Raw genomic sequence first — 22,479 nt, 5'->3', positions numbered from 1 at the left:
GTGCGCTTGGTGCCGCTCACGCGCAGAATCAGCCGAAAGTATGACCCCAAGTTCAGCTTTCTGCGCGATGTGCAGAAAGTAGGAACGCGCGAGGCTGAAGGCATGCTGATTCTTGCGATTGTCCTCATTTCACTGGCACTGGTTTTCTACACGATCGGCGTGTGGGCCGAGCGGCTGAAGAAGACCCTCACCTGGCCGCACGTGGCCCTGTTCGGACTGGGTCTGCTATTCGATGCTTCCGGCACCGAGGTCATGCGCCGCATTGCCGCCGCAGGCAATTCGACAATGTCGAACGCCCCCGATGGTTCTCTCGCCCAGATCCTGTCGATCACCATGGCGATCACCGGCCTGATTGCGCTGATCCTCATGGCGGTGCACTTCTTCTGGGCGCTCATTGTGATGATCAAGGGCACCGAACGCGCCAAGGCCATCTTCCACAAGTTCTCCGTGACTGTGTGGGCCATCTGGCTGGTGCCCTACCTGACCGGAATGATCTCCTCAATGGTCGCGTGAGCGTGCGGCTGACGAGGTGCAGGGCCGGCTGACGAGGTACCGGTCCGGCTTACGAGGCGCCGCTCACCACGCCGTTCTCACCGAGCCAGCCCCGTGGGCACGCTGAGTGGGAAGTTCGACTGGAACTCCCGCGCTTTCCCGCTGAGCGGATCAAGAAACCGAAGCCCGTCTGCCACCAGCTGCAGCGGATCGGAAAAGTCGTACGGGTCCGGCGCCCAGTCAGCCGGGTAAACGGGATCACCCACCATCGGCACACCCAGCCCATTGAGGTGTACGCGCAGCTGATGGGTTTTCCCGGTGACCGGTTCTAAGGCGAACTCGCCGATTGAGGTGAGCTCCGCCTCGTGATTTGGGAGTGAGGCCTCCGGCCCTACGACCGGTGCCGAGTCCGGCGGGAGCCGGCGAGCAGCCCGGCCGCGAACACCCTCGAACCGCAGCCGGGTTTCTGTGTTGGGCGCACCGGAAATTTCGACCACTTGGCGATCGCCTTTGGTTTTGTGCAGGCGGGTGCGACGGACGGCCGGCAGAGTGTGGGGGTCGAAGCCGTCCGGCAGCCAGGCGAGCGCCCGGTAGGTTTTGTGCACGCGGCGGTTTTGGAAGAGGACTTGGTAGGCGCCTCGGGTTTCGGGCCGGCGGGAGAACAGCAGCAGCCCGGCGGTCACACGGTCCAGTCGGTGGACGGCCACAAGGTCGGGTTCGTTCAGTTCTATGCGCAGGCGGGTCACCGCGGATTGGCGGACAAAGCGGCCGTTGGGGGTCGAAGCGAGGAAGTGCGGTTTGTCGACCACCACGATGTCGCGGTCTTCGTAGAGCACGGTGAGGTCGAACGGGACGGGATCTTCGTGCGGGACCGGACGGTGGAAGAAGTAGAAGCCGCCGGGGATGACGGGGTCGTCCGGGCCTGCGGGGCGGCCGGTTTCGTCGGTCAGGCAGCCGCCGTTCGGGTGCTCGGTGAGCCAGGCGCGGTCCTGGGGCGAATGGTCGGGGAACTCCTGGGCCAGCCAGGCCTCGACCGTTTCTGGGACTGGAAGGTGGGCTTTTGCCGAGGTCTGCTTCCCACCGGGAGCGCGCAGGCGGGTTGCGCTGATCCCCTCACGAGGCGGAAGAGGACTTCGCATCGCAACCTCCTGGGGGCTCGGGGTGGGCACCACCCCCATTCATACCTGTACCGGGCGGATATGAGAAAAGGGGGCGCGAAGTCGGCGTATTCACGATAAAGTCGACCGGGCCGGGATTTTATCGACAGGAGAAGCTGTGAAGCTCACCACCATGCTGCAGAACGTTGTTTCCGACCACGGGGACCGCATCGCGCTGGTCACTCCGTCAGAGCGTGTGACTTACGCGCAGCTGGACGATAGGGCACGGCGGGCGGCTGCTGTGCTAGCCGCTCATCAGGTGTTTCCCGGCGACCGTATTGGCGTGATGACGCTCAACAGCGCTTCGGCCGTGTACACGCTGTTCGGCGCGTGGTACGTGGGCGCTATCCCCGTTCCTTTGGATCCGAAGATGGATTCGGATGACCTCGAAGCGGTCATCAGCCACGCGGGCATTGAGGTTGCGCTTGTTTCCGCAGAACTGTGGAAGGCCGCCAAACGCGTTGACCTGGGCATTGAGTGGATTGTGTCCGATGCCGGGCGCGGTGGCGCTGGTCGTGGTGGCCGTGGCGGCTCGGTGTTTGAAACTGCGGTTGATGCTGTCGACCCGTACACGGAAGCTGAATACGAAGACGCGGCGACTGCACTCATTCAGTACATCGATCTTGTTGATGGGATTCCACGGGGTGCTGTTTTCACCCACGCTGGTTTGGCTGAAGCGCAGCCCGCTGTTGCGCAGGCCATGGGGATTGACGGCTATGACGTTGTGCAGACCGCCTCGCCCCTGTGGAACCCAGCGGTTCTGCACACGTCGATTCTGACGCCTCTGTCCTTGGGGGCTGCGGTCGTGCTGTCAGCTGATCCGCAGCCTGGCTCTGCGGCTTCGCTCGTGCAGAAAGCCGGTTCGACGGTTGTCACCGGCACCGAGGCCGCACTTCTTGCTTCTCTTCCCGGCGCGACGTCTGCTGGTTTTGCTCCGGGTGACATTGAGCGGATTTTTGTGCTCGGCAATGTGTCGTCACCGCGGGTGGGTGCTGAGATTGCGCGCGCCTACAGGGCTAAGCACTTCTTCGGCTTGTACTCCCCCGGTGCTGCCGCCGGTGTTGGTCTGCTGGTCACAGCCCAGGACATTGTGAAGGCTCCTGGGTCTGTGGGCTCTCCTGAGCAGGGCACCGGCATTGATGTCCGAGTTGCCGACGGTACCGGCACCGCCATGGGCGGGGTCGCTCCTGACGAGGTGCCGGGCCGGGATTCGGCTGGTTCTGCTGGTGCCGGTTCAGCTGATGGTGAGGGTGCGCGTGGTGAACTGCAGCTGCGCGGTCCAGGCCTGCTGAAGAACTTTTGGCGCAATCCGATTGCGACCGCCGATTCACATGACGGCGAATGGCTGCGCACCGGAGTTGCTGCCCGCGTTGACGCCGAAGGCCGGATTCACCTGGTCTGAGTGGCCGTCTGACCCGAGCCGAAGCCTGGTTCGTCAGCTGGGCTGCTGCAGCAGCCAGTCGAAGTCTTCCCGCATTTCCTTTTCCAGCCCGTGCGCTAGGGACTGAGCGAATGGCACGGTGAAGTGGCCGTTGTCGTAGCTGGTCAGAATGTTGCCCACCACCGCATCGCAGTTCTCCTTGCTGGGATCATCTATGGCGGGGCAGATGTATTCCTTCATGTCCAGGGAATAGGCACCCTCAGGAAGGTCTGTCTGCGGGTCTTCGTCGAGCCATTTCTTTTCGATGCCGCATTCCTGTGGTGCGCCGCCACCGGATATGCACCGAGGAATGTTCAGGTTGTCGTCTTTCGGCGCGGCTCGCATGAGCATCAGCTTTGCGCCAGCGTCAGTGATCTGCTCCCACCAGTCGGGGGCTCGGTCCAGGATGTACTCTTCATCCTCCTGTTCGTCCGTGCGGGAGCCCGATGTGACTACAAGGTCGACGTCGTTGTCATCGAGCCATTCGATGAGGTTTTCGTTGTACTTGCCGCACATTGAGTCTGGGGAGGGTTCACCGCCCAAGGGGCAGCCGCCCTTGTCGAGTACGAGTACTTCCCAACCGTACTTCTTGGCGAGGCTCTTGAATGTCGTCTCCCAATGCCCTGCGAAGGACCCACCGGCCAGAGCAATTGTTGCTGTCGGCTGCGACGGAGCATCCTCGTCCTCACAGACCAGAACTTCGTCAGTGCCCGGGTCATCGCCCCACCGCTGTTCGCAGCCCTGCTGGAAGTAGGGCGCCACGAAGGCTCCAGCATCTTCAGGTGCCGGGAAAACATCTGCTTCGGGCAGCTCACGGTTGTCATCCCAAAACGCAATGTCAGCACCGGGGTATGTATCCGAATCGAGGTCGTCGTATGCTGCGTGGGCTTCGACGCTCGTGTTCGCTTGAGTCAGCGGGGTGATGACGAGCGCACCCACCAGCATCGCCGCTGCACCCGCGGAGATCATCACCTTGTTGCGTTTGAACACTCCGCCGATGCGGGATGTTGACCGCGGGGCCAAGCGCTGCTCAATACCCCGGTAGGTCAGCCCTGCCAGCACGACTGCAATGACGAAGACGACCGCTGCTCCCCTGATGCCGGCGGCAGGCTGGTCTTTGATGTTCAGGTAGAAGATGAGCACCGGCCAGTGCCACAGGTAGATGCCATAGGACCGGTCGGCAAACCACCGCACGGGGGCTGATGTGAGGAACCTCGAGGACGAGAACCTTTCTACCGAGGTGCCGCTGAGGTCACCCGCGATCATCACGAGCAGCCACCCCACTAGCGGCCACAGCGCCCACGGGCCGGGGAACACCTGTCCGCCATCGAAGACAAAGCCGGTGGCCGCGATCATGACAAGACCAATCCACCCGGCAGCAAACCTCCACCTGATGTTCAGCTGGATGCGGTCAAGAACAAGGGCCACAAGCCCGCCGAAGGCGAACTCCCACAGGCGGGTCCACGTCGACAGATACGCTTCGTCTTGCGCGTAGTGCCCCTGGATGATGGCCCACAGCAGTGAGGCGACCAGTACGCCGGTGAGCGCTAGGGCGGTTGTCTTCACTAAACGCATGCGCCGAGTGGCACCTGCAATGATCGCCACGAGGGCAAAGAAAATTGGGAGTCCTACATAGAACTGTCCCTGTACGGACAGGGACCAGAAGTGCTGGTACAGCGAGGTCTGTGGGCCCGCTGCACCATAAGCCAGCTGTGAGCGGATGAGCTCAAAGTTCTCGGCGTACAGAAGCGATGCCCGCGCTTCCGCGAATATCTGCTGGTGGTCGGTTTTCGGCAGGATGAAGAAGGCAGCAACAGCCGTCACACCAATGACGAGGGCCGCCGGCACGAATATTCGTCTGAATAGTCGGCCGAAGTATTTTGTCAGGTTGATCCGGCCGGTGCTGTTCAGCTCCCGCAGGAGCATGCCAACGAAGAGAAAGCCGGTGATTGCCAGAAAGATGTCGATGCCGCCGGAGATTCGACCTTGGCCGAACAGGTGGAAGAGTACAACGCCGAGCAGCGCAAGTCCGCGGACTCCGTGAAGTTCAGGACGGAATCTGCGTTCGGGGACACTCAGCATTGACGATACTCGCACCGGCGTATTCACAGCAGCGAACTTTCATCTCTACTCGACGTCTACGGCATGTCTCGACTTACTCGATTTTGGTAAAGGCTGAACGCCAATTCAATTACTCTGCCGGCTGCGAGTTGCAGACAAGTGAACTAACAGTTGCCACTTGGGATGCGTTGGGCTGGAAGCCGAGATCCACCTCGTTCTTCTTTCGAGCTGCCCCTGCCATTGGCACAAAAACTCCCGTTAGCAACAGAAACTCCCGTTAGCCGGACTGCTAATGGGAGTTTCTGTTGCTAACGGGTGGGGCGACCCCAAAAACCTGCACGCAACTCGGCTTAAAAATGACGAAGGGCGGATGGAGAGTCTCCATCCGCCCTTCGTTCACTGAGCTCAAACCGAAGTTCGAGCCTCAGCTAGACGATCAGTCTTCTTCGTCTTCTTCCTGCTTCTCGACAACCAGCGATTCGGTGGTGAGAACCAGTGCTGCGATCGATGCTGCGTTGCGCAGTGCCGAACGGGTGACCTTGACCGGGTCGATGACACCCTTGCCGATGAGGTCGCCGTATTCGCCGGTAGCAGCGTTGTAGCCCTCGCCGAGTTCGAGTTCTTCGACCTTGGAGACAACGACGAAGCCGTCCTGTCCGGCGTTTTCGGCAATCCAGCGAAGCGGCTGACGCACAGCGCGGCGCACGATGTCCGCACCTGTGGCAGCATCGCCTTCGAGGCCGAGGCCTTCGGCTGCAGCGGATGCGTGCACGAGTGCGGTACCGCCACCGGCGACGATGCCTTCTTCGATGGCTGCACGGGTAGCAGCGACTGCGTCTTCGACGCGGTGCTTGCGTTCCTTGAGCTCAACTTCGGTGGCAGCACCGACCTTGATGACGGCAACGCCGCCGGCCAGCTTAGCCAGGCGTTCCTGCAGCTTTTCGCGGTCCCATTCGGAGTCGGTCTTTTCGACCTCAGCGCGAATCTGGGCGACGCGACCGGCAACAGCTTCGTCTGCTCCGCCGCCGTTGACGACCGTGGTGTTGTCCTTGGTCACGGTGACGGTGCGTGCGGTGCCGAGCTGTTCCAGGGTGGCCTGTTCGAGCTTCATGCCCATGTCCGGGGTGATGACTTCGCCGCCGGTGAGGACTGCGAGGTCTTCCAGGATTGCCTTGCGGCGGTCGCCGAAGCCGGGAGCCTTGACGGCAGCGACATTGAGGATGCCGCGCATCTTGTTGACAACCAGGGTCGACAGAGCTTCGCCTTCGACGTCTTCGGCGATGATCAGCAGCGGCTTGGATGCCTGCTGAACCTTTTCGAGCACCGGCAGGAGGTCCTGGATGTTCGAGATCTTGCCCTGGTTGATGAGGATGTAGGGGTCCTCGAGCACTGCTTCCTGGCGGTCTGCATCGGTGATGAAGTACGGCGACAGGTAGCCCTTGTCGAACTGCATGCCTTCGGTGAATTCGAGCTCAACCGCAGAGGCCTGCGATTCGTCAATCGTGATGACGCCGTCCTTGCCGACCTTGTCGAAGGCGTCGGCGATCAGTTCGCCGATTTCTTCCGACTGTGCCGACAGTGCTGCGACGTGTGCGATTTCCTTGGAACCGGAAACGTCGCGAGCGATTTCGAGCAGACGAGCTTCAACAGCTGCGACTGCTGCTTCGATGCCGGCCTTGAGCTGGCCGGGGGCTGCACCGGCGGCAACGTTGCGCAGGCCTTCGGACACGAGTGCCTGTGCGAGAACGGTTGCGGTGGTGGTGCCGTCACCTGCGACGTCGTTGGTCTTGGTGGCGACTTCCTTGGCCAGCTGTGCGCCGAGGTTTTCGTAGGAGTCGTTGAGTTCGACTTCGCGGGCGATGGTCACACCGTCGTTGGTGATGGTGGGTGCGCCCCACGCCTTGTCGAGGACGACGTTGCGGCCCTTGGGTCCCAGCGTCACTTTGACGGTGTCGGCCAGAACGTTGACGCCCTTTTCGAGTGCCTTGCGGGCTTCGTCGTCGAACAGAAGGGTCTTAGCCATGGTTCACTTCTCTTTCTGTAAGCCGTTGCCTGTACGGCAAGCGCCGCCCGTCAGGCGGCGGTTGCTGTGGGTGCGGAAGTGATCAGGCGATGACTGCGAGGACATCGCGAGCCGAGAGCACCAGGTACTCTGCGCCTGCGTACTTGACTTCGGTGCCGCCGTACTTGGAGTAGATGACCTTGTCGCCGACTTCGACGTCGACGGGCACGCGGGTACCGTTTTCGGCAACGCGGCCGGGTCCGACTGCGACGACTTCGCCTTCCTGCGGCTTTTCCTTTGCGGTGTCCGGGATGACGAGGCCGGAGGCAGTGGTCTGTTCGGCTTCGACCTGGCGGACGACGATCCGGTCTTCAAGCGGCTTGATGTTCACCGACATGGAGGAAACTCCTTCGATCAGTTGTATGAAGGTTGCTGTGTTCAACTTGAGCGGAGGGGACAGCTGGGACGCTGTCTTCTGACGAGGCGCCGCCTGCTTTGGTCTGTTTCCTGCCGTCGTCGCGGGTGCCGGCTGGAACGGTCCTTGACGAGTGCGGTGTGCTGAGGTTTTCGGCTGAGCCCTGTGCTCAGCTCATTGTTCAGCGATTAGCACTCGCACCACTCAGGTGCTAATTCAGACTGTAGTCTGCGCCTGGCACTCGGTCAAGCGGAGTGCTAACCAAGCACATCTGGCCGCCTGGTGGTCACTCCATGCAAGACAGCGGATGCTCGTCAGTTCAGGCCCACTCCCCTATTGCCCGCAGCGCGTTGGCGGTGGTGATGTTCGCAATGTGCCCTTCAGATACTCCGCGAACTTCGGCCAGTTTGCGCGCGTTGAGTGCAGCGAGATACGGCCCGCCGGGCTTGCCGCGGTGTGGGTGGGGTGTGAGGAACGGCGCGTCGGTTTCAGTCAACAGGAGTTCGTCCGGCACGACCGCCGCTGCTTCGCGCAGCCCGGCAGCGTTTTTGAACGTGATGTTGCCGGCAAAGGACATGAAGTATCCGCGGCGAGCGCATTCTTCGGCCATGTCAACATCCCCGGAGAAGCAGTGGAGGATGGTGACGTCTGGCGCACCGACTTCGGCCAGGGTGTCGAGGACATCCTGGTGTGCTTCACGGTCGTGAATCTGCAGGGCGAGACCGCGGCGCTTGGCGATTTCGATGTGCGCGCGGAAGGATTCCTTCTGCGCGTCCATGTCGGCGCTGTCGGATGCGTCGGTGCGGAAGTAGTCGAGCCCGGTTTCGCCGACAACCCGCACGCGTTCGCGCCCGGCGAGTTCGTCGATTTCCGCCAGGGCTTCGTCCAGCTGCCCTGCGCGGGCAAGCGTGGGAGCTTCGTTGGGGTGCAGAGCGACTCCACCCAGCAGCCAGGGCCTTCCATCTTCGGCTTCGGAGGCCACGATGTCGGCCGTCCAGCGGGCGGCCGGCAGGTTGCATCCGATCTGGACTACTCGTTCGATGCCGGCCGCCATGGCGGATTCGTAGAAGAACGACAGCGGCGGGAACTGTTCGTCTTCGCCGGGCACGACGTCTTCTGCGATGACTTCGCCGGCCTTCAGCGGCAGGCGCACGCCGGTGCAGATGTCCAGGTGGGTGTGGGAGTCAACACCGGGCGCTGCCAATCGTTCGGGTACGTCCGGGTACTCTCCCGCTGCGCGTGAGGCCACGCTTATCAGTCCTCCGGTTCGACGTATTTGGGGAACACGGGTTCGGGTTTGGGAAGCTCAGTGCCGCCTGCCAGGCGTTCGTCCAGAGCGGCGAAGCTGCGCGGGTCGCCGGCTTCGATGTTGTGTGCACCCGCTTCAGCCTTACCGGCTTCCACACCCAGAAGATCAAGGACCTTGGATGCGGATTCGGGCATGATCGGCTGGACCAGGATGGTTACGCGGCGCAGAACTTCCAGCGTTGTGTAGAGCACAACCGCCATGCGGCGTTCGTCTGTTTTGCGCAGCTTCCACGGTTCTTGTGCCGAGAAGTAGCGGTTGGCGGCTTCAAGAACTCGCCACAGGGCGCCCACGTAGCGGTGAAGTTCCTGCAGCTGGACTTCCGAACGCGCTTTGTCCAGCAGCGCGGCAGCGGCTTCCAGGAGTTCACGGTCGTCGTCAGTGAATTCGTCGTCAGAAACGTCCGGCACAATACCGCCGAGGTTCTTCGCGACCATCGAAAGTGAACGCTGCGCAAGGTTGCCGTATTCGTTGGCGAGGTCTGCGTTCTTGCGCGAAATGATGCCTTCGGCGGAGTACGAACCGTCCTGGCCGTAGGAGATTTCCCGCAGCACAAAGTAGCGCAGGGTGTCCAGGCCGAAGCTGTCGATGAGGTCGTAGGGGTCGACCACGTTGCCGATCGACTTGGACATCTTTTCGCCCTTGTTGAACAGGAAGCCGTGCGCGTGAACGCGCTTGGGCAGTTCAACACCCGCACTCATGAGGAATGCCGGCCAGTAGACCGCATGGAAGCGCAGGATGTCTTTGCCGATGATGTGCACGTCGGCGGGCCAGAATTCGCGGAACGATTCGGATTCGGCGTCCGGGTAGCCCACGCCGGTCAGGTAGTTGGTCAGCGCGTCAACCCACACGTACATGACGTGCTTGTCATCGCCTGGAACCGGCACACCCCAGTCAAACGTGGTGCGCGAAATCGAAAGGTCCTGCAGTCCCTGCGACACGAACCCGATGACTTCGTTGCGGCGGCTGTCCGGGCCTACGTATTCGGGGTGCTCTTCATAGAGCTTGAGCAGTTTGTCCTGGTAGGCCGACAGACGGAAGAAGTAGGACTCTTCTTCTGTCCATTCGACTTCCGTGCCCGTGCCCACTGCAACACGGACACCGTCTTCGCGCACCGTGGTTTCGTCGTCTGCGTAGTACGCCTCGTCCCGCACGGAGTACCAGCCGGCGTACTTGTCTAGGTAGATGTCGCCGGCATCGACCATTTTCTGCCAGATGAACTGGCTGGCCTTGATGTGGTCTTCGTCCGTGGTGCGGATGAATCGGTCGTAGCTGCTGTTGAGGTCGTCGTGAAGCTTCTTGAACTTCGCAGCGTTGAGGTCGGCGAGTTCGCGGGTGCTGATGCCCTCTTTCTGAGCTGTCTGCTGCATTTTCAGACCGTGTTCATCAGTGCCGGTCATGAAGAATGTGTTTTCGCCGTCCAGGCGCTTGAACCGCGCGATCGTGTCCGCTGCGATGTATTCGTATGCGTGGCCGATGTGCGGCTGGCCGTTGGGGTAGGCGATCGCCGTGGTCATGTAGAAGCTCATGTGGCACAGTCTACGGCCGGACACTGACATGACGAGGTGCCGCCCACCATCCGAACCGGCACCTGACTTTCACTGGGGTCAGGCTCCGGTCCCGGGTCACTCCCTGTGCAGGTACGCCTCGTAGACTTCGCGGGTCTTCAGCCCCGCGGTTTTGGCGACCTGCGCGGCTGCATCTTTGCCGCGCATGCCCTGGGTGACGAGTTCAGACACCCTCTCCAGCACATCCTCCGGCTCTACACCCGGACCATCGGTGCCGGAAACGACCAGGGCGATTTCACCTCGTACGCCGTCGGCAATGTCGAGCAGCACATCCGCGGCCCGACCGCGGATGACCTCTTCGTGCAGTTTGGTGAGTTCCCGGCACAGCGCGATTCTGCGATCGTGGCCGAACACCTCGACGATCGCTTCGACCGACTGGACGATTCTGTGCGGGGCTTCGTAGAAGACCATGGTGCGCTCTTCGCGTGCCAGCGACTGCAGCAGGGCGCGGCGTTTGCCGGATTTGCGCGGCAGGAAGCCTTCGAAGGTGAAGCGGTCGGTGGGCAGGCCAGACAGCGCCAGCGCGGTTGTCACAGCGGTGGGACCGGGTGCGCTGGTCACGGGCAGTCCGCGGTCGGATACGGCTTTGACCACGTGGTAGCCGGGGTCGGAAACACCGGGCATGCCGGCGTCAGTGAGCAGCACGACGCGCATTCCGGAATCGACGGCGTCGGCGATTCTTTCGGCGCGGGACTGTTCGTTGTGGTCGAACAGGCTCATGATTTTGGCTGTGTGCTGGACTTCGAGGCGTTCGGCTAAATCGAGGAATCGGCGGGTGTCTTCAGCCGCAATGAGGTCGGCGGCGGCGATTTCTTCGCGCATACGCGGCGATGCGTCCCCGAGGTTGCCCAGCGGCGTCCCCACGAGCACGAGGGCGGCGCGGTCTGAGCTGTCAGTCACGGTCGTGTCCTTTTGTTCTGGAAGTGCCGAGGTGTTGGGGAGGTGCCGAGGTGCCCGCCGGTCAGCGGCCCAAGCGCGGTTCGGCGCGGGGCAGGTTCCGAAAGCTGGGGGTCAGGATCCTGCGAAGGCACCGAAGCCGATGAGAACGCCGAAGATCGCGAGGAAGCCCAGCATGAGCAGCACAAAGATTGCAGTGCCCAGGTAGCCGCAGATCAGTCCGCCGATGGCCAAGCCTCGGCCCTGTTCGCCCGTCTTCTTGATCTGGGAAAGCGAAATGTGTCCCAGCACGATGCCGACCAGCATGCCCAGGAACAGCGGGCTGAAAGCCCAGCCGAGAACGAATCCGACAAGAGAACTGACCAGCGATCCGATTGCCATGCCGTTGGTGCCCGGTTGCTGATAGTACCCAGTCGGCTGTCCGTAGGGCTGGCCGTACACCTGCCCGTACTGCTGGCCATAGGGCTGCCCGTAGGACTGACCCTGGTAGCCGTAGGCCTGCTGCCCGTAGGCCTGGCCTTGGTAGCCGCTGTTGTCAGGCTGTGAATACGGCTGAAGACTGCCCTGCGGCTGTTCCTCAGGCGGCTGGGGAATATACGAGCTGGACACTGCGGCTCCTCGAAGATCGGGGTGCGTACGCGCCCAGTGTAGCCCCGCCGGTACCGCCGCTGTCAGTTCAGCTGTGTCAGTGCCTCCATCTAAACTGGCGCCGTGAGTTCATTGGCATCAGGTAAGCGCAGCAGCACCGGGGCACAGCGCATCCGGCCAAGCGGGCTGCGCGCTTGCGTGCCGCAGAACCCTGCGCTCACCTCCGTGTGGGGCTGGGTGTGGCCGCTGCTGATCGCCGCTGTCGGCGGATTTCTGCGCATGCTGCGCTTGGACCATCCGCGCGAACTCGTTTTTGACGAAACCTATTACGTCAAGGACGCCTACTCGATTGCCCATCACGGGGTCGAACTCAAATGGGCTGAGGACGCCAACGGCAAGTTCGCCGCCGGCGATTTCTCGGCGCTGACCGATGACCCTTCGTATGTTGTCCATCCGCCGCTGGGCAAATGGATGCTCGGGGTCGGTCAGCTGCTTTTCGGCGACGGCACCAATCCTTTTGGCTGGCGCTTTACGGCAGCGCTCATCGGCACCATCAGCATTGTGATCATCGCCCGCATTGCCATCCGCATGTTCGGTTCGGTGTGGCTGGGTGCAGCGGCCGCCCTGCTGTTGGCGGCTGACGGGCAGCATTTCGTTCATTCGCGCACGGGCCTGCTAGACATTTTCGTCATGTTCTTTGTGCTCATCGCGTTCTTGCTGCTGCTCATTGACCGCGACGACGCCCGCAAGAAGATCCTGCAGCGCACAGGTCCTAGTGTCGACAAGCAGCACACGGGCTCCAAACCGTGGTTCATGCCGGCTTCTTTCGGCCCATCGCTGGGTCTTCGTCCGTGGCGACTGGCCGGCGGCATTGCCTTAGGTCTTGCCTGCGGCGTCAAATGGAACGGCCTGTACGCGCTGGCTGTTTTCGGCATCATGATTGTTCTGTGGGATGTCGCCAACCGTCGCGCAGCAGGCATTCGCCGCCCGTGGCTTGCGGCACTCGGCAAAGACTCCGTGCCTGCGTTCATGTCCCTCGTTCCGGTGGCCGGCATCGTGTACCTGCTGTGCTGGACGGGCTGGATTCTCAGCCCCAAGGGCTGGGACCGCAGCTGGGCAGCTGAGAACAGCGGCTGGTGGGATTTCCTGCCTGACTGGATGGTCAGCCTTGCGCACTATCACTACACCGCCTACAACTTCCACGTCGGCCTCGACAAACCTCACACCTACATGTCCAACCCGTGGGGCTGGCCTGTGCAGTGGCGCCCCACCAGCTTCTACTACCGTTCCTACGGTCTTGGCGAACACGGCTGCGCGGTCGAGAAGTGCTCGGCTGCGATTCTCTCCGTGGGCAACCCCGTGGTGTGGGGCCTGGGAACCGTGGCTCTCGTCGTTGTTCTGCTGGCCTGGGCACTGCGCCGCGACTGGCGGGCCGGAGCAATCCTCGCCGGGCTTGCCGCAGTGTGGCTGCCGTGGTTCAACTACCAGCACCGCACAATCTTCACCTTCTACACCATCGTCATGGTGCCGTTCATTGTTCTTGCACTCGTCTACGCGCTCGGCATTGTGTGGGGAACAGCCACCGGCGGCACATCAGCACGGTCATTGCGGGCCTGCCGCCTGGCAGTCGCTGCGATCCTCGCAGCAGCGGTCCTAGTGTTCGCCTTCTACTACCCCATCTGGACGGGCACCACGATTCCCTACGATTCCTGGCGCATGCGCATGCTCAACCCCACCTGGATCTGACCGACCGAGCACCCAACACCAGCACGACCGCGCACCACAGCTGAGCCTCACCTCGGCAGCCTGCCCACCCAGGAACCTCCTCCGATTTCGAACAAAGGTTAATCGGAATCTATCTGTCGCGTAGCTTCGATTTAAGATTCCGTTCGCAAGGGGCTACTGATAATGGCCCCCTATGACCATTTCAGCCAACACTCCCCCGTCCCCCGCCGCAGATAACGCACCCAGCGAAAAATCCGCATCGGCGGTGGCGATCATTCCGGCCCGTGGTGGTTCCAAGGGCATCCCGCTGAAGAACCTGCAGAAGATCGGTGGGCGCTCCCTGTTGGCGCGAGCCATCGAAGCGGCTCAGCGAAGCACTGAAATCGACACTGTCGTCGTTTCCACTGACCACCAGGGCATTGCAGAAGAAGCTCGCGCGCACGGGGCCGAAGTTGTTATGCGTCCCGACGACATCAGCGGCGACACCGCATCGAGCGAATCCGCTCTGCTGTACACGCTCGCGCAGCTCAGCCGCACCCACAAGCCCTTTGACATCACGGTGTTCATTCAATGCACCTCGCCGTTCATCAACCCGCAGGACCTCGACGAAGCCACGGCAGCCGTCGCAGCTGGACGTCACGACGTCGTGTTCTCCGCAGCTGTTGACCATTCGTTCCTGTGGAAGCTCGGCGCCGACAGCACCGCTGAAGCCGTTGGCCACAGCGCTGAATTCCGTCCACGTCGCCAAGACCGCGAACCGCACTACTCCGAAACCGGCGCGTTCTACGTCATGCGCACTGCCGGCTTCCAGGAATCGGGCCACCGTTTCTTCGGTTCGATCGGCATCCAGGAAGTCCCGGAAGACGATGCCCGCGAAATCGATTCACTGTCCGACCTCACGCTGCTTCGCGCGCTGGCCGATCAGCGTCAGCAGGACACTTCACAGCTGAGCGAACTCGACATTGACGCTGTTGTCACGGACTTCGACGGCGTGCACACGGATGACCGCGTGTTCGTTGCCGAAGACGGTACGGAATCAGTGCCGGTCCACCGTGGCGACGGCATGGGTGTGTCTCGCCTGGTCAAGGCCGGTGTGCCGTTCCTCATTCTGTCGAAGGAACGCAACCCGGTGGTCACGCGCCGCGCAGAGAAGCTGCGGGTGGAAGTTGCCCAGGGCATCGACAACAAGGCCCACGTGATTGCCGGCTGGATGGCTTCACACGGCCTGGACCCGGCCCGGGTTGCCTATGTCGGCAATGACATCAACGACCTTGAAGCCTTCAGCGAGGTCGGCTGGCCGATTGCGGTTGCCGACGCTCACCCGGCTGTTCTTGCCGCCGCACGTCACGTGCTGGCATCAGAAGGCGGCCGAGGTGCCGTCCGCGAGGTCTGCGACCTCGTCCACGTGCCCACCCGCCATTCGGCAGGTGTCCAGGAACCCCAGCCATCCACCACCCACTGAGCTAAAAACCTCCCACCCGAAAGGATTGACATGACTGCTGTCCCCTACTCCACCACCAGCGAAGGCAAGACCATCACTCCTGTTGCAATCGGCGAACACAAGGTCGGACCGGGCAACCCCACCTACCTGATCGGCGAAATCGGCATCAACCACAACGGTGACGTCGAACTGGCCAAGCAGCTCATGGATGTTTCCAAGGTTGCCGGCGCACAGGCCGTGAAGTTCCAGAAGCGCAACCCGGAAGTGGCCGTTCCGGAGCACCAGAAGTCGAAGCCGCGCTCCACCCCGTGGGGCGAAATGACCTACCTGGAATACAAGTACCGCGTTGAGTTCGAAGACGAGCAGTACACCGAAATCGACCGCTACGCCAAGGAACTGGGCCTGCAGTGGTTTGCCAGCCCGTGGGACGTTGACTCGGTGAACTTCCTCGAAAAGTTCGACGCTGTCACTCACAAGGTTGCTTCGGCTTCGATCACCGACGTCAAGCTGCTTGAGGCTCTGCGCGACACCGGCAAGCCGCTCATCATGTCCACCGGTATGTCGACTCTCGAGCAGATTGACCGCGCCGTGGAGATCCTCGGCACCGACAACCTGGTTCTTATGCACGCCACCTCGACCTACCCTCTGCCGGCAGAAGAAGTGAACCTGCTGGCCATCCCGGCTCTGCGCGAACGCTACGGCGTTCCGGTCGGCTACTCCGGCCACGAACTGGGCACCACCATCACCACCGCGGCTGTCGCCCTGGGTGCTGTGACCGTTGAACGTCACATCACGCTGGATTCGACCATGTGGGGTTCGGACCAGTCGGCCTCCATGGAACCGGCTGAGTTCATTTCGCTGGGACGTCAGATCCGCGAAATCGAAACCGCTCTGGGTGACGGCAACAAGCGCGTCATGCCGGGCGAAGAACCCAAGATCGCTTCGCTGCGCGTCCACAGCTGAGCGACAGCAGCCATCTCAATCGACACTCAGTTCGCACCTCGGCAGGCGTGCCGGGGTGCGAACTGAGTTCACCGCAGTTTCCGAACAGCGAAAGACCCCTATGCCCAAGCTTTCCCTCATCGTTCCGGCGAAAGACTGTGCGCACTATCTGCCGCAGGTCTACCGGTCAATCCTTATGCAGTCCGAGCCTCATCCGCTGCAGCCCGATCCCATCGACCTCAAGGACGTGCAGGTCATCGCAATCGATGACGGCAGCTCAGACAACACTCCGCAGGTCCTCAACGAGTTCGGAGCGAAGTTCGACAACTTTGAGGTCATCACCAACCCGACCAATGTCGGTTTGGCCAATGGCCGCAATCAGGGTCTCGACCGAGCTGAGGGCGAATACATTGTGTTCCTTGACGGCGACGACTGGCTTGCACCGAACCATTTGCCGACAATGCTCGCTGCAATGGACAGTCTGAACGTTGATTTCGTGCGATGCGACCACACGACCGTCACCGGCAACCGGCGTGGCCTCAAACGGGCTCCCATGTCGGTTCGCAATCGCGCGCTCAATCCCCGTACCGGAATCCTCCCCACGCACACCACCACAATGGTGGACTATCCCTACGCGTGGGCAGGAATCTTCCACAAGCGCCTGCGCGACTCCGGTCTTTTGTACTTTCCAAAAGACTTCATGACCGCCGAAGACCGCAGCTGGATCTGGGGTCTGCACCTGGACGCTGAATCATTTGCCGTAGTCGATGCGCCGGGCATCATGTACCGACGCAATGTCAGCGGTTCGCTCACGCAGATTCTGGATGAGCGTCAGCTGATGTTCCTTGATGCTTTTGAGCTCATCTTCAAGCGTCTGGACAATGATCCCGAGGGCCATACCTTCTACCCCAAAGCGGCCCGCAACCTGTTTGCGCTGATGGAGCACCATCACAAGCGCTATATCCAGGCCGCCGCGTACGCTCAGGCTGTTGCAGAACTGGGAATCGAAACAGCAGAGTCCTCAGATTCCTCCATGCTTGACCAGATTAAGCGCCGCATGACTGGTCGCCGCGGGCGTTCGCAGATGTTCTTGGCGGCGGTGGAAGAACAGCGCCGCAACATTCAGAGCACCAAGAACCTGCGCGACCTCCCGCCAGTCCAGAACATCCCTCAGGAGGTGCAGGATGCGCTTCGGGCTGGCGGCCGCCGGGTAGCTCAGCGCATTCCTCGGGACGTTTTCAGTGAAGTCTTCGCTACCAGCACCGAACGGCGGCAGGCCCATATTTCCTGGTATCTGCCGGAAGCAGAAAGGACATCAGCATGAAGCAGCTGTTCTTCGTTTCCACCATGTCCCAGGTGATGACCCTGGCCGCGGGCATTGACAATGGAGCCTACGACACAGGTTGGCTGCCGCAGGTGGCGTCTTTGCCTATTGGACAGCCGTACAGCGCACTTGAGGGGATGCCCGCGCAGCAGCGTGTGCGGGAAGACTTCCCCTCCGTTGATGAGCGTGTCCTGGTCGTTTCGAACCATTCGCTTGCCCCTGAAACCGCCGCACTGCTGTGGGAGCTGCCCGAAGCACAGCCAGCACTGAGCCGCTTTGACCGCGTGGTTGATCTCAACGCCACACTGTCGCCCATTCACCCTTCCACGTGGTCTCCAAACGACACGGAGCTTCCCGTGTGGGAGCGTCTGCTGCGTGAGCTGTGGGATTTGGGTGATGCCGAACTTGAGCTCATTGTTGAATCTCCGCAGGTCAACCCCGCTGTGGCGATTGGCCGTGTTTTTCACACCGCTTTTCAGCGGGTTCACGCCGATGGACTCATGTCCTATGCGGCAACCCGCAATCAGCTGCATCTGACAAACGGTCAGCGTATGACTTCGCTCCACTACCTGCCCTATGTTGAGGGCCTCGAGCCGGTTCTTTTGAGCGAGCACGGAATTGTTCCTGTTCCGTTGGGGTGGGATTCGTACCGTTCCGTGGTTCTTGAAAGCCTGGAGACAGTCCGGGCGGTTCTCGATGCTGAACTCGGCTCGCTCTCCGGGGACTCCACTGCCCTGGTGGTGGGCCAGTACCTGGCCTCCCTCGACATCCTCACCGACGATGAAGAGGACCGGCTGCACGTCAGAATGATGGAGGAGGCACACCGCCGAGGTGCCTCTCACGTGGTCTTCAAACCTCACCCCGCGGCTCCACCGGCTGCGGTGAGCGCCCTGCGGGAAGCCGCTGAAAAGCTGGGGCTTGGGTTCACGGTGTTTGACCGTCCCGTCATCGCCGAAGCGATCTTGGCTTATCTGACGCCAGCCTGCGTGATCGGCTGTTTCTCGACAACACTTGCGACAGCGCGCGCCGCCTATGGAATTCCCGCTGTTGCCGTTGGCACCCAGAAAGTGCTGAGCGCCCTCACTCCCTTCGAGAACTCCAACCGCATTCCCGCAGTCATCTGTGATGCGATCATGGACGGTTCCAGCGGCGAGCTCAGCTCCACGGACGTTGCGCGTCTGCAGGGCCTGATCGAAGCAATTGCCTACGCATCGCGCCCCAAGGTGGTTCCACACCTTCGCGCAAACGCTGAGTCGTTCCTGGAATCTGCTCAGCACACCACAGATCTGGGCTACTTCCGCAGGCGCAGACTGACGAAGCTCAACCTTCCGGGAGCTTTGCCGAAAAGGAAATGGTCACCGTCGGGCAAGGTTGAGACGCGCCTTCCGGCGCCTCTGCGCGCACCGTACCGTAAGCTGCGCAAGCAGGTGAAGAGCACGGTCAAGACCTTAAAGCACTGAGCTACGCCCCGTCTGCGGCCCGTCGACCTTGTCGGCGGGCCGTTTGCTTTTGCTGCCGATGTCCAGAAACGACGACGACGAAAGCTAGGGAAACAGCAACCGCGGGCCAGTGCGTATAGCGGAAGTGGGCTTCGGGGATCACCGGAAGATACGCGATCATATAGAGGAAAGCTGACGATGTCAGCATGAGCACCACTGCACGGCCTTCTCTGCTAACCAGGCCCAGCGCAGCGACGACGATGGAAGCAGCCAACCAGAACCACGGCTTGAATGTGAAGCCAAGCTTCGCAGCGCCGAAGTCCACAACATACGTTTTGGCTGCGTGTTCAAATTGCGCGGGTCCTAGACCGAATCCTCTTTCCTGCGCAATCAGCTCCGGTTGTTCTAGATATTCGAGCATTGAGGTCGTCAAGTAGTAGCGATACACCGACCACCGGTAGGAAATATAGCGTCCGGGGTGTGTGATGACGTTCTCTCGCCACAGCTTTTTCAGCCCGTTTCTATGGGCTATGGCAATCGGTTCGTAGTCACCGCCGATGCCTTTGCCAAAGCAGTTCCAGTACGCGTCGTAGTATTCGCCATTGTCATAACACTGCTCACGTGCGGTATTCAGACGGTCTTTCAGCTGCTGTGAAACCGCAGCCTCATTGAGTTCGTCTTCGGGAACCGAAAACATGACGTCATCGAGCATCACCTGATACTCCTGATGGGTTTCCTTGACGTTCCAGGTCTTAGCGATTCCGGCATCGATGACAACTGCCCCTCCGCCAACCGTGAATAGCAGTACGAAAGAACCCGCGATCCACGCAGCGTACCGTCTCCTGCGCGAACTGGCCCCGCCACCACGGCGCGCCCACACCTTGCGCATCGCACCTTCTGCAATCGGCCACAGCTGCCAGGCCAAGTAGAAGCAGATCGGGACCACAGCGGCAATGGCGTTTTTGCGCACCAGTGTCGCAAAGATGAGCACAACGAGTGTCAGAAGAGCAAGCACCACAGTTCGCTTTGACCGGTCCCCGCGGCGTATGAGCATGGCGCAGCCGCACGCAATCAGCAGCGTTCCAGTGAGAATCGTGTCTTTCCACGGGGTGTTGATCTGGCTATATGCCCACGGGCTGACAGAGACAGCGATGACCGCCAGCGAGCCCACTCTGCTGCCCAGCCGACGGTGAACGCTCCGAGCAATGAGCAGCACACCGCAGAAATACAGAATCACCGAGAACGCGAACAGCGAACCGATCCAACCGGTGGCCCCGTAAAGGCCTTTCCACACAACCGCAATGATCGGCGGGTGCCAGTCACTCATCTGCTTCTGTCCAACAACCTGTCGGAACTGTTCGATGATGTCGAACTCAGCACGCCCCGTGCCGAAGCCGATGATAGTGATCCCGGTGCAGAGTGCTGTCAGCACGAACAGAAGCAGGTCCCACCGGGATCGTGCGTTCACTTCTTGTCCGTCTCAATCTTCAGGGCCTTGGCCACATAGTCGGCCAAGGTTTCTGAATAGGATGCCGAAATATGGTCCTGGTCGCGGTATACAACCACGGAACCGACCACGGCGGGGCATGTTGTGGACTGTCCGCAGAAATAGGGCGTGGGATCCCAACGGCGGATGTCGAGGTCCTCCGCAGCCTGTTTCAGTGCGAGGTCAGCACCGTCTGGTTTGGGGTCTTCGCGCTTGAAGTTGCACTCTGCCGGATCGGCTTCGTTCAGGCCCATGCAGTCGGCCATGTTGAACGGCGGAACAGGAGTGTCGCCGAACGCTACGACGTCGATGCCAGCATCTTTCAGCGGCTTTAGCGTTTCGATGTACCCGTCGTAGCCGACCACATCAGATTCGGCGAGCCCCTGCTCCCGCGCTGCATCCACGTCATAGTCGTCAACGTCCAGATTGGCGATGAGCACCTTGTCAGGTTTTTCGTCCACAAGGTGTTTGACGAGCTTCTTCACCGGCTCGACGCAGTTGAGCCCTTCGTTCTTGTAATTGCGCGGGGTGGCGTTCAGTCCGCAGGCGTTTTTCGCATACACCTGCAGCTTCCAGTCTGTTCCCTCGAGTGCTTTTTCCAGTCCCGGCACCCACTGGGCCGCGTGGGAGTCCCCCACGACAGCCAGTTCCTTTGATCCCTCCGGGTTGAGCACAGTGCAACCGCGGATGGTGTCCGATTCCTTTTTATTCGGATACGGGTGGCACTTTTCGGGGAACTTCGGACGGTCCTCAATGAGGTCGACCGCTTTGGGGAAGTAGTCGTTCTGCCCTTCCGCGTGCATGGGCAGGTCAAGCGACTCCAGCGGATCGCTGATTGCCCGAGCCCCGAACAGCGGTTCACCGTCTTCAGGTTTCTGCGTGGCCTGATCGTCTGCAACAGTGTCGTACTTTTCCTGTGCTTCGGGCACCCGTTCGTATTCACGGTTGACCGCCCACTGCGGAACAAGCGCCACCGCCGCGGCAACGACCATGGACACTGCTGCGGCTTCGACCGTCAGCCACCTGCGCTTCTTGAACATTTCGTTACGGCGCAGCGGCTCTTCGACAAAGTTGAAGCTCAGGTAGGCCAGAGCCAGTGCGAAGACCAGCAGACCCGTGCCTTCGATCGTGTTGGCGTGACGTTCGAACTGCGCGGTGAAGAACACCACCAGCGGGAAGTGCCACAGGTACAGCGAGTACGACCAATTGCCGATCTTCTGCACGGCTTTCAGATCAACAATCGGGGTAAGCGACCCCAATCCCTGCGTGCGGCCGGCGGCAATGACAGCCATCGTGCCCAGAACCGGCAGAAGCGCAGAGACACCCGGGAATGCAGGTGTCGTGCCGGTGTAGAAAATGCAGGCCACAAGAATTGCGGCAATACCGACCAGGGCCATCACCGTGCGCAGGCGCGGGAACCGCTCCGTGTCCACCATGACAACGGCCAGCAGACCACCGGCGCCAAGCTCCCATATACGGGACTGCGTGACGAAGTACGCCGTAGGGTCTCCCGACCCCACCAGCACTGCCGACCACACAAACGACACCAGGATGATGATGGCGAAGAGCACGCCGACAACCACCCGGAACGTCCTGTGGAACTGCTGTTCGGGTGACACGTGGTGAGCACCCCCAGTGCCGATCTTGCGCATGACACCCGGGACGGCGCCTCGGGAGTGGCGGGCAACAGCCCGGCCGGCAATCCACACCGCCAGAATGACCACCAGCGGCCACATGATGTAGAACTGCTCTTCAATCGAGAGCGACCAGAAATGCTGGAACGGCGACGGCGAATTCTGTGCGCCCAGATAGTCAACAGAGTTGATGGCCAGCGCCCAGTTCTGCACGTAGAACGCCGAAGACAGCCCTTCGATTGCCGCTTGGGACAGTGAGCTGCGCGGCAGGAAGTACAGGGATGCCAGTGCAGTGACCACAATGGCGACGGTCGCGGCGGGAAGGATGCGGCGGGCACGGTTGGCCCAGAACGTCAAAAGGTTGACCGTTTGGGTGCGTTCGGCTTCGCGCAGCATGTGCGCCGTGATGAGGAACCCGGAGATGACGAAGAAGACGTCAACGCCCACGAATCCGCCCGGCAGGAAATCCGGGTTGATGTGGTAGACGACCACGGTGACGACGGCCAGTGCGCGCAGCATCTGGATTTCCGGTCGAAACCTACGGTGCATGGGCTCCTCGTTCGTTTGGCGGCCTGTGGGCGG

At 61.3% G+C, this 22,479-nt stretch carries 17 protein-coding genes; 7 read left to right on the top strand and 10 right to left on the bottom strand.

Annotation, left to right across the window (positions count from 1 at the left end; genetic code table 11):
* The first annotated feature begins 102 nt into the window (after nucleotides 1-102).
* Complete coding sequence (locus HMPREF3092_RS06865; protein ID WP_070424341.1) at nucleotides 103-513, top strand: HsmA family protein; 411 nt, start codon at nucleotides 103-105, stop codon at nucleotides 511-513.
* 77 nt (nucleotides 514-590) lie between these two features.
* Here the strand turns inward: HMPREF3092_RS06865 and HMPREF3092_RS06860 are convergent, their stop codons facing one another.
* On the bottom strand, nucleotides 591-1,631 hold the full coding sequence (locus tag HMPREF3092_RS06860; protein ID WP_070424321.1) for a pseudouridine synthase: 1,041 nt from the start codon (nucleotides 1,629-1,631) through the stop codon (nucleotides 591-593).
* 136 nt (nucleotides 1,632-1,767) lie between these two features.
* Between HMPREF3092_RS06860 and HMPREF3092_RS06855 the strand changes: the two genes are divergently transcribed.
* Nucleotides 1,768-3,051: an AMP-binding protein gene (locus tag HMPREF3092_RS06855; RefSeq protein WP_070424320.1), complete on the top strand. Its 1,284-nt coding sequence runs from the start codon at nucleotides 1,768-1,770 to the stop codon at nucleotides 3,049-3,051.
* A 33-nt stretch (nucleotides 3,052-3,084) separates the two neighbouring features.
* Here the strand turns inward: HMPREF3092_RS06855 and HMPREF3092_RS06850 are convergent, their stop codons facing one another.
* The 7 genes from HMPREF3092_RS06850 to HMPREF3092_RS06820 form a co-directional block, all read right to left on the bottom strand.
* On the bottom strand, nucleotides 3,085-5,151 hold the full coding sequence (locus HMPREF3092_RS06850) for an acyltransferase family protein (RefSeq protein WP_070424319.1): 2,067 nt from the start codon (nucleotides 5,149-5,151) through the stop codon (nucleotides 3,085-3,087).
* Nucleotides 5,152-5,566: 415 nt separating this feature from the next.
* Nucleotides 5,567-7,153 (bottom strand): chaperonin GroEL, encoded by a 1,587-nt coding sequence (gene groL, locus HMPREF3092_RS06845; RefSeq protein WP_070424318.1) that lies wholly within the window; start codon nucleotides 7,151-7,153, stop codon nucleotides 5,567-5,569.
* Between the two features lie 82 nt (nucleotides 7,154-7,235).
* Entirely contained in the window at nucleotides 7,236-7,529 is a 294-nt protein-coding gene (gene groES, locus HMPREF3092_RS06840; protein WP_019176058.1) for a co-chaperone GroES, read from the bottom strand.
* A gap of 337 nt (nucleotides 7,530-7,866) precedes the next feature.
* On the bottom strand, nucleotides 7,867-8,796 hold the full coding sequence (locus tag HMPREF3092_RS06835) for a TatD family hydrolase (RefSeq protein ID WP_070424317.1): 930 nt from the start codon (nucleotides 8,794-8,796) through the stop codon (nucleotides 7,867-7,869).
* 5 nt (nucleotides 8,797-8,801) lie between these two features.
* The gene (gene metG / locus HMPREF3092_RS06830; RefSeq protein ID WP_070424316.1) at nucleotides 8,802-10,382 is read right to left on the bottom strand and encodes a methionine--tRNA ligase; all 1,581 of its coding nucleotides are present in this window, start codon (nucleotides 10,380-10,382) and stop codon (nucleotides 8,802-8,804) included.
* Nucleotides 10,383-10,478: 96 nt separating this feature from the next.
* Nucleotides 10,479-11,321, bottom strand: coding sequence for a 16S rRNA (cytidine(1402)-2'-O)-methyltransferase (rsmI, locus tag HMPREF3092_RS06825; RefSeq protein WP_070424315.1), 843 nt, complete (start codon nucleotides 11,319-11,321; stop codon nucleotides 10,479-10,481).
* Nucleotides 11,322-11,432: 111 nt separating this feature from the next.
* The gene (locus tag HMPREF3092_RS06820) at nucleotides 11,433-11,927 is read right to left on the bottom strand and encodes a DUF4190 domain-containing protein (RefSeq protein WP_070424314.1); all 495 of its coding nucleotides are present in this window, start codon (nucleotides 11,925-11,927) and stop codon (nucleotides 11,433-11,435) included.
* 102 nt (nucleotides 11,928-12,029) lie between these two features.
* Between HMPREF3092_RS06820 and HMPREF3092_RS06815 the strand changes: the two genes are divergently transcribed.
* The 5 genes from HMPREF3092_RS06815 (at nucleotide 12,030) to HMPREF3092_RS06795 (ending at nucleotide 18,798) form a co-directional block, all read left to right on the top strand.
* Nucleotides 12,030-13,652, top strand: coding sequence for a dolichyl-phosphate-mannose--protein mannosyltransferase (locus HMPREF3092_RS06815; protein WP_256174397.1), 1,623 nt, complete (start codon nucleotides 12,030-12,032; stop codon nucleotides 13,650-13,652).
* A 172-nt stretch (nucleotides 13,653-13,824) separates the two neighbouring features.
* Nucleotides 13,825-15,093: an acylneuraminate cytidylyltransferase gene (locus HMPREF3092_RS06810; protein WP_070424313.1), complete on the top strand. Its 1,269-nt coding sequence runs from the start codon at nucleotides 13,825-13,827 to the stop codon at nucleotides 15,091-15,093.
* 30 nt (nucleotides 15,094-15,123) lie between these two features.
* The gene (locus HMPREF3092_RS06805) at nucleotides 15,124-16,035 is read left to right on the top strand and encodes an N-acetylneuraminate synthase family protein (protein WP_061941932.1); all 912 of its coding nucleotides are present in this window, start codon (nucleotides 15,124-15,126) and stop codon (nucleotides 16,033-16,035) included.
* Between the two features lie 100 nt (nucleotides 16,036-16,135).
* On the top strand, nucleotides 16,136-17,338 hold the full coding sequence (locus HMPREF3092_RS06800; protein ID WP_070424312.1) for a glycosyltransferase family 2 protein: 1,203 nt from the start codon (nucleotides 16,136-16,138) through the stop codon (nucleotides 17,336-17,338).
* On the top strand, nucleotides 17,335-18,798 hold the full coding sequence (locus HMPREF3092_RS06795) for a polysialyltransferase family glycosyltransferase (protein ID WP_070424311.1): 1,464 nt from the start codon (nucleotides 17,335-17,337) through the stop codon (nucleotides 18,796-18,798). Before HMPREF3092_RS06800 ends, HMPREF3092_RS06795 begins: the two co-directional genes overlap by 4 nt.
* Nucleotide 18,799: 1 nt before the next feature.
* On the opposite strand, the gene HMPREF3092_RS06790 is transcribed toward HMPREF3092_RS06795, so the two are convergent.
* Nucleotides 18,800-20,245, bottom strand: coding sequence for a hypothetical protein (locus HMPREF3092_RS06790; RefSeq protein ID WP_070424310.1), 1,446 nt, complete (start codon nucleotides 20,243-20,245; stop codon nucleotides 18,800-18,802).
* The gene (locus HMPREF3092_RS06785) at nucleotides 20,242-22,446 is read right to left on the bottom strand and encodes an acyltransferase family protein (protein WP_083274303.1); all 2,205 of its coding nucleotides are present in this window, start codon (nucleotides 22,444-22,446) and stop codon (nucleotides 20,242-20,244) included. Before HMPREF3092_RS06785 ends, HMPREF3092_RS06790 begins: the two co-directional genes overlap by 4 nt.
* Nucleotides 22,447-22,479 lie beyond the last annotated feature (33 nt).

Origin of the sequence: Brevibacterium sp. HMSC24B04, from assembly GCF_001806835.1 — a bacterium.
GTDB classification, from domain to species: Bacteria; Actinomycetota; Actinomycetes; order Actinomycetales; family Brevibacteriaceae; genus Brevibacterium; species Brevibacterium ravenspurgense.
The sequence above is the reverse complement of the archived record's forward strand: the minus strand, read 5'-3'. Positions and strand labels throughout refer to the sequence as shown.

Bases quoted from the DNA above. Each gene is read 5' to 3' on its own strand.
- HMPREF3092_RS06865 (WP_070424341.1), top strand. From the start codon at position 103: ATGCTGATTCTTGCGATTGTCCTCATTTCACTGGCACTGGTTTTCTAC.
- HMPREF3092_RS06860 (WP_070424321.1), bottom strand. From the start codon at position 1,631: ATGCGAAGTCCTCTTCCGCCTCGTGAGGGGATCAGCGCAACCCGCCTG.
- HMPREF3092_RS06850 (WP_070424319.1), bottom strand. From the start codon at position 5,151: ATGCTGAGTGTCCCCGAACGCAGATTCCGTCCTGAACTTCACGGAGTC.
- groL (WP_070424318.1), bottom strand. From the start codon at position 7,153: ATGGCTAAGACCCTTCTGTTCGACGACGAAGCCCGCAAGGCACTCGAA.
- groES (WP_019176058.1), bottom strand. From the start codon at position 7,529: ATGTCGGTGAACATCAAGCCGCTTGAAGACCGGATCGTCGTCCGCCAG.
- metG (WP_070424316.1), bottom strand. From the start codon at position 10,382: ATGAGCTTCTACATGACCACGGCGATCGCCTACCCCAACGGCCAGCCG.
- HMPREF3092_RS06810 (WP_070424313.1), top strand. From the start codon at position 13,825: ATGACCATTTCAGCCAACACTCCCCCGTCCCCCGCCGCAGATAACGCA.
- HMPREF3092_RS06805 (WP_061941932.1), top strand. From the start codon at position 15,124: ATGACTGCTGTCCCCTACTCCACCACCAGCGAAGGCAAGACCATCACT.
- HMPREF3092_RS06800 (WP_070424312.1), top strand. From the start codon at position 16,136: ATGCCCAAGCTTTCCCTCATCGTTCCGGCGAAAGACTGTGCGCACTAT.
- HMPREF3092_RS06795 (WP_070424311.1), top strand. From the start codon at position 17,335: ATGAAGCAGCTGTTCTTCGTTTCCACCATGTCCCAGGTGATGACCCTG.
- HMPREF3092_RS06785 (WP_083274303.1), bottom strand. From the start codon at position 22,446: ATGCACCGTAGGTTTCGACCGGAAATCCAGATGCTGCGCGCACTGGCC.